This is a genomic window from Dyella subtropica, from assembly GCF_026283965.1.
Taxonomy (GTDB): Bacteria; Pseudomonadota; Gammaproteobacteria; order Xanthomonadales; family Rhodanobacteraceae; genus Dyella_D; species Dyella_D subtropica.
Genome location: NZ_JAPDPD010000027.1, coordinates 55,038 through 61,178 on the forward strand (window position 1 = coordinate 55,038; position 6,141 = coordinate 61,178).

Genomic DNA, 6,141 nt, shown 5'->3' on the forward strand with positions numbered 1-6,141 from the left:
CGGTGTTGCCCGAGTGGCAATGCCAGGAGCCTCTCATGCACCCGCAGGATTCCCAGTCCCTCTCCCTGATCGAACTCGGCAAGCGCTATTGGCTGCCGGTGTACCGACCGCGCGAGGTGGTGCTGGACCATGGCAAGGGTGCGCGCGTGTGGGATACCGAGGGGCGCGACTATGTGGACCTGGGCGCGGGCATCGCGGTGAATGCGCTGGGCCATCAAGACCCGGACCTGGTCGATGCGCTGACCACGCAGGCGCACAAGCTCTGGCACAGCAGCAACGTGTTCTATACCGAGCCGCCGCTGCGCCTGGCGGAGGAACTGGTCATCGCTTCCGATTTCGCCGAGCGCGTGTTCCTTTGCAACTCCGGCACCGAAGCCAACGAGGCCGCCATCAAGCTGGTGCGCAAGTGGGCGGCCTCCAAGGGGCGTCCGCCGGAGCAGCGGGTGATCGTGACCTTCCGCGGTTCGTTCCATGGCCGCACGCTCGCCGCTGTGACGGCCACGGCGCAGCCCAAGTACCAGGAAAGCTACGAGCCGCTGCCTGCTGGCTTCCGTTATCTCGACTTCAATGATGTCCCGGCGCTGGAAGCCGCGTTCGCCCACGGCGATGTGGCGGCGGTGATGCTGGAGCCGGTACAGGGCGAGGGCGGCGTGCTGCCGGCAGCGCCCGGTTTCATCAAGCGCGTGCGCGAGCTATGCGACGCACACGACGCGCTGCTGGTGCTGGACGAGATCCAATGCGGCATGGGCCGCACCGGCACCTTGTTCGCCCACATGCAGGACGGTGCGAAGCCGGACATCGTGACCCTGGCCAAGGCGCTGGGTTGCGGTTTTCCCATCGGCGCCATGCTGGCCGGACCCAAGGTGGCCGAGGTGATGCAGTACGGCGCGCATGGCACCACCTTTGGCGGCAACCCGATGGCCGCTGCCGTGGCGCGTGTGGCGCTGCGCAAGTTGTCTTCTGCAGAACTGATGGCGAACGTGGCGAAGCAGTCGCAGGCGCTTCGTGACGGGTTGGCTGCGATCAATGCGGAGCTGGGGCTGTTCGCCGATGTACGCGGTCGCGGTTTGATGTTGGGCGCCGTACTGGCTGATGCCTACAAGGGCCGCGCGGGCGAGGTGCTCGACTATGCCGCGGCGCACGGCCTGCTGCTGCTTCAGGCAGGTCCGGATGTGCTGCGCTTCGTGCCGCCGCTCAATCTCACCGATGAGGATCTGGCAGAAGGTCTGGCCCGTCTTCGCGCCGCGCTAAAGGATTTCCCGCGCGAGCAGTGACGTCGCTCAATCGGCACCATGCTCCAGCGTGGTGCCGCAGCGGCGGCAGAAACGGGCGTCGGCTTCATGGTCGTGCAGTTGGCAGGAGACGCAGATGATGCGCCGGCGCGCGTCGCGCATACCCGCCGCTAGCTCTGCAGCGAAGATACCAGTGGGCACCGCGATGATGCTGTAGCCCACCAGCATGATCACCGAGGTCAGCATCTGGCCCAGCGTGGTATGCGGGGTGATGTCGCCAAAGCCGACGGTGGTCATGGTCACAATGGCCCAATACATCGACTTCGGAATGCTGCTGAAGCCGTTGTTGGGGCCTTCGATCAGATACATCAGTGCGCCGAAGATCAGCACCAAGGTAAGGATGGTGCTGACGAAGATGAGAATCTTGTGCCGGCTGCGCACCAGGGTGGACCACAGCAGATTGGACTCGTCCACGTAGCGCGTCATCTTGAGCACGCGGAAGATGCGCAAGATGCGCAGCGCGCGCACCACCAGCAGGTACGGGCTGCCCACCAGCAACAGGCTCAGGTAGGTCGGCAGCACGGCCAGCAGGTCCACCAGGCCGAAGAAGCTGCGTACGTAGGCGCGCGGCTTGTCCACCACGGCGATGCGCATGGCGTATTCCAGCGTGAAGGTGACGGTGAACACCCACTCCAGCACATAGAGCAGCTGTGCGAAGCGATCATGCAGGTCGGCGACCGAGTCGAGCACCGTGATGAGAATGCTGGACAGGATCGCCACGATCAGCACTACGTCGAACAGGCGCCCGGGTGCGTCGTCGTGACCGAAGATGATGTGGAACCAGCGCGCCCGCCAGGCGGCGCCTTTGGCTGGGCCATAGGGTAAGGGTGGTGTAGCGCGCGATGTTCTTCTCATGGTGGCGCACTCTGCGGGTTGGGGCATGGTTCGCTTCCTTGCGATGCCATCACCGTGCGAAGCGGGGCGGCATCGTCGCTGCGCATGGTGAGGCAGCGTCGCTGATGGGGCAGCAGCATACCTTGACGAGTCGAAAACGCCCGCGCTGTCCTGCCGCTCAGGACAGGTCGAAATCAGCCAGAGCCAGCTTCAACCCTTCCAGGTTTTGATAGTGATGCGCATGCAGCCCAGCTCGGCGGGCGCCTTCCACATTGTCGAGATTGTCGTCGATGAAGAGGGTGAGGGCGGGAGCCACACCGAGTGCTGTGAGGCAGCCGATATAAGCGGCTACCTCGGGTTTGGCCGCACCAAATTGCGCGGCGGTGAATGCGCGCCCGGCAAAGAGGGGGAACAATGCCGGGGCGATCTGCGGCAAGGATTCGGCCATCAGCTGGCCGTTGTTGGTCAGCAGGCCGAGGGTTACGCGGTCCACGAGAGCGCGAGCGATCTCCAGGACGTCCGGCCTGATCCGGGTGGCCGCGTGGCGCGCCGCCACCCAGGGAGCCGCTTCCACCGTGCTGCCGATATACGCGCTCAATGCTTGCAGATAGGCGGCCGCATCCAGTGCACCGCTGTCGCCGGCTTCCTCGATGCCGGAGGTGTAGATGGCGGCGTGAACCGCCTCCGGCGTGCTGCCGATGGCGTTGGCGAGGTGCTCGACGCGTACACACCGGTCATAGTCGGCCAGCACGCCATCGAGATCGAATAGCACGCACTGCAGCGCTGACTTCATCGGGCTGACTTCATCAGGATGGATTCATCCCGCGCGGATGGCGCGCAGCGTCTGGCGGGCGGCTTCCAGCGTGGCGGCGAGGTCTTCGTCGCTGTGCGCGCTGGACAGGAAGCCCGCTTCGAACGCGGACGGGGCAAGGTACACCCCGCGCTCCAGCATGCCGTGGAAGAAGCGGTTGAACAGTGTGGTGTCCGCCGCGGTGGCCTGCGCGTAGCTCTCCACTTTCTCCTTGGTGAAGAACAGGCCGAACATGCCGCCCACGCGGTTGGTGCTGAAAGCGACACCTTCGCCATCGGCTACCGCTTGCAGGCCATCGGTGAGCAGGCGCGTGCGCGCGGCGAGCGTGTCGTAGAAGCCCGGCGCCTGGATCAAATCCAGCATGGCGAGGCCGGCCGCCATGGCTACCGGGTTGCCGCTGAGCGTGCCGGCCTGGTAGATCGGGCCGGCCGGAGCGATCTGCTCCATCAAGTCCCGACGCCCGCCATAGGCGCCTACCGGCATGCCGCCGCCGATGATCTTGCCGAAGGTGCTCAGATCCGGCGTGATGCCGTAGTGGGCTTGTGCGCCGCCCAGGGCTACGCGGAAACCGGTCATCACCTCGTCGAAGATCAGCAGGGCGCCGTGGCGCGTGCATAGCTCGCGTAGGCCCTGCAGATAGCCTTCCTTTGGCGGAATGCAGTTCATATTGCCGGCGACCGGCTCGATGATCAGGCCGGCGATGTCGTTGCCGTGCTCGGCGAATAGCGCTTTGGCGGCGTCGAGGTCGTTGTAGGCGAGGGTGAGAGTGAGATCCGCATTCGCCTTCGGCACCCCCGGCGAGGTAGGCACGCCGAAGGTCAGCGCGCCCGAGCCCGCCTTCACCAGAAAGCTGTCGCCGTGGCCGTGGTAGCAGCCTTCGAATTTCACGATCTTGCTGCGGCCGGTGGCGCCGCGTGCAAGGCGGATCGCCGACATGGTGGCTTCGGTGCCTGAGTTGACCATGCGCACCATGTCCATCGATGGCACCAGGCGTGTGATGGTCTCCGCCATGGTGACTTCGGCCGGGCAAGGCGTGCCGTAGGAGAGGCCGTTCTTTACGGCGCGCTCTACCGCCTCGCGTACCTGCGGATGGTTGTGGCCGACGATCATGGGGCCCCACGAGCCCACGTAGTCGATATAGCGCTTGCCTTCCACGTCCCACAGATAGGCGCCGTCCGCGCGTTCGGTGAAAAATGGCTCGCCGCCCACTGACTTGAACGCGCGCACCGGCGAGTTCACGCCGCCCGGCATCAAATGCTTGGCGCACTGGAAGAGTTCGTGGTTGGTCGTCATCGTGGGGTTCCGGAGCTGGGGAGATAAAGATCGGTGAAGCGTAGGGCCGCGGCTTCCACATCGGTGGCGCCGAAGACGGCGGAGATCACGGCGAGGAAATCCGCGCCCGCTTCGACCAGGGAGGCGCCATTGTCCGGCGTGATGCCACCGATCGCCACACGCGGCACGCCCAGCGCGGCGCTCTGCCACAGCAGTTCGGGAGAGGCGCGTCGTGCATGCGGCTTCGTTGGCGAGGGGAAGAACGCGCCGAAAGCGACGTAATCCGCTCCGGCGGCGGCCAGCGTGCGGGCACGCTCCAGCGAGTCATAACAGGAAACCCCGATGATGGCCTGGGCGCCCAGCGCAATGCGGGCAGCGGCCAGGTCCGAATCCTTCTCGCCGAGATGTACGCCATCAGCGCCGATAGCGATAGCTAGCGCAACATCATCATTGATGATCAGTGGGGCGCCGCGGCTGATGCAGAGTTGTTGAAGCGCGGCGGCTTCGGCATGGCGCCGAGCGCTATCGGTGGTCTTGTCTCGGTACTGCACGATACGCGCGCCACCGGACAGCGCCTGCGCCACGGCTTCGAGGAGTCCGGGACGCGGCCCGTCGGTGATGGCGTACAAGCCGCGATGTTGGAGTTTGGAATGCATAAGCTGTGGTCGGTTGCCGCCGTACGCTTCCGCACGGCGGGTTGAGTTGCGAGAATGCGCCTCTTGTTCCCTATCTCAAGCAGTGCACCGATGAGCCAGAGCTCCACCGAAACCGGCAACTTGCGCAAATGGATGTGTGTGGTCTGCGGCTTTATTTATGACGAAGCCGAGGGGTTGCCTGAAGAAGGCATCGAGCCTGGCACCCGCTGGGCTGGCGTGCCTGACACCTGGACATGCCCGGACTGCGGTGCGACCAAGGATGACTTCGAGATGGTCGAGATCGACTGATTTCTTCATCACCTCGTCTGCAGTTGGCCCGAATTTGCCATTTGGTTGACCGGGCCGTGTGTTGTGATGCTCCCGCGTCCCCTCGTAGAGGGGCGCGATAAGCAGGGAGCCATCACATGCAGCAGTTCATACCGTTTGAAGACGACTGGGATGCTTTGGCTAGCCTGCATCCCACATCGCTCATCCCTTACCGCGTTGGCGTGCCTTGCGCACACGATCTGGCCGCAACGGCCAATCACTGCACCGTGCCGGCCGCGCCCTCCACCGTCAGTTCGTCACCCACCGCCACGCGTATGCGCCGTGCCGTGCCTGCGGAAAGCTCCAATACATAGCGTGCAGGCGCATCGCTGGGATAGCTCGGGCAGGGATCGCGTTTGCACGGCGGCACGTCGAGCTGCATTGAAACCAGTTTGCGGTTCGCATCGAAGTAAAGAATGTCCAGCGGAATGAGCGTGTTCTTCATCCAGAACCAGCGCCGATCAGAGTCGGGGAAGATGAACAGCATGCTGTGATCGGCGGCCAGTTCCGTGCGCATCATTAAGCCACGCTCGCGTGTCTCGTCGCTGGTGGCAAATTCGGTGGAAAAGCGCTGGCCATGCAACGTCACGCTTGGCGAGGATGAGTGGGGTGCCGCGGCGGCACATCCGGCAATGGCGAACAACAATGGCGCTAGCAGGCGTTTCATCGCTATCTCGACTCTATAGGTTGCGGGGATGTGCGCGAGTGTAACGTCCGCGTCGATTGTCATCTCACTGAAAAAAATTTGCGTAACCCCTTCCCAGCTTCGTGGTGGGGCGTTATGATTCTCCCCCCTTCGACGAGACGCCCTCGTTACAGGGATTCTTCACCACCAGCACGCTGAAAAATTTCTTCGCTGCAGGTGTTGACGAGATGGAAAGACGATGTAGAATGGGCGGCTCACCCGGGACGAAACGTTTCGGGGCGACTTGAAGAAAGAGTCGCAAGTGATTGATCTTTGACAGTGTGC

General features: G+C 63.9%; 8 protein-coding genes. 2 read left to right on the top strand and 6 right to left on the bottom strand.

The window, feature by feature from the left end; all coding sequences use genetic code 11:
* Positions 1-35 precede the first annotated feature (35 nt).
* The gene (locus OUZ45_RS19160) at positions 36-1,274 is read left to right on the top strand and encodes an acetylornithine transaminase (RefSeq protein ID WP_266171925.1); all 1,239 of its coding nucleotides are present in this window, start codon (positions 36-38) and stop codon (positions 1,272-1,274) included.
* A 6-nt stretch (positions 1,275-1,280) separates the two neighbouring features.
* On the opposite strand, the gene OUZ45_RS19165 is transcribed toward OUZ45_RS19160, so the two are convergent.
* From OUZ45_RS19165 to thiE, 4 genes are all read right to left on the bottom strand, one after another.
* A complete protein-coding gene (locus OUZ45_RS19165; protein WP_266171932.1) occupies positions 1,281-2,147 on the bottom strand; it encodes an ion transporter in 867 nt (288 codons plus the stop codon).
* A gap of 157 nt (positions 2,148-2,304) precedes the next feature.
* Entirely contained in the window at positions 2,305-2,919 is a 615-nt protein-coding gene (locus tag OUZ45_RS19170) for an HAD family hydrolase (RefSeq protein WP_266171926.1), read from the bottom strand.
* A 24-nt stretch (positions 2,920-2,943) separates the two neighbouring features.
* Positions 2,944-4,230 carry a glutamate-1-semialdehyde 2,1-aminomutase gene (gene hemL / locus OUZ45_RS19175; protein WP_266171927.1) on the bottom strand — a complete coding sequence of 429 codons (1,287 nt, stop codon included), beginning with the start codon at positions 4,228-4,230 and terminating at the stop codon, positions 2,944-2,946.
* Positions 4,227-4,865, bottom strand: a complete 639-nt coding sequence (gene thiE, locus OUZ45_RS19180; protein ID WP_266171928.1) for a thiamine phosphate synthase — start codon at positions 4,863-4,865, stop codon at positions 4,227-4,229. Before thiE ends, hemL begins: the two co-directional genes overlap by 4 nt.
* A gap of 90 nt (positions 4,866-4,955) precedes the next feature.
* On the opposite strand from thiE, the gene OUZ45_RS19185 reads away from it, so the two are divergent.
* Entirely contained in the window at positions 4,956-5,153 is a 198-nt protein-coding gene (locus OUZ45_RS19185; RefSeq protein ID WP_323137581.1) for a rubredoxin, read from the top strand.
* A 235-nt stretch (positions 5,154-5,388) separates the two neighbouring features.
* Here OUZ45_RS19185 and OUZ45_RS19190 read toward each other — a convergent pair whose 3' ends face one another.
* Complete coding sequence (locus tag OUZ45_RS19190; RefSeq protein WP_266171929.1) at positions 5,389-5,838, bottom strand: DUF192 domain-containing protein; 450 nt, start codon at positions 5,836-5,838, stop codon at positions 5,389-5,391.
* A 112-nt stretch (positions 5,839-5,950) separates the two neighbouring features.
* A partial coding sequence (locus OUZ45_RS19195) for a hypothetical protein (RefSeq protein ID WP_266171930.1) occupies positions 5,951-6,141 on the bottom strand: 191 nt, incomplete at its 5' end.

Coding starts and splice junctions, on each gene's coding strand:
- OUZ45_RS19160 (WP_266171925.1), top strand. CDS start 36: ATGCACCCGCAGGATTCCCAGTCCCTCTCCCTGATCGAACTCGGCAAG.
- OUZ45_RS19165 (WP_266171932.1), bottom strand. CDS start 2,147: ATGAGAAGAACATCGCGCGCTACACCACCCTTACCCTATGGCCCAGCC.
- OUZ45_RS19170 (WP_266171926.1), bottom strand. CDS start 2,919: ATGAAGTCAGCGCTGCAGTGCGTGCTATTCGATCTCGATGGCGTGCTG.
- hemL (WP_266171927.1), bottom strand. CDS start 4,230: ATGACGACCAACCACGAACTCTTCCAGTGCGCCAAGCATTTGATGCCG.
- thiE (WP_266171928.1), bottom strand. CDS start 4,865: ATGCATTCCAAACTCCAACATCGCGGCTTGTACGCCATCACCGACGGG.
- OUZ45_RS19185 (WP_323137581.1), top strand. CDS start 4,956: ATGAGCCAGAGCTCCACCGAAACCGGCAACTTGCGCAAATGGATGTGT.
- OUZ45_RS19190 (WP_266171929.1), bottom strand. CDS start 5,838: ATGAAACGCCTGCTAGCGCCATTGTTGTTCGCCATTGCCGGATGTGCC.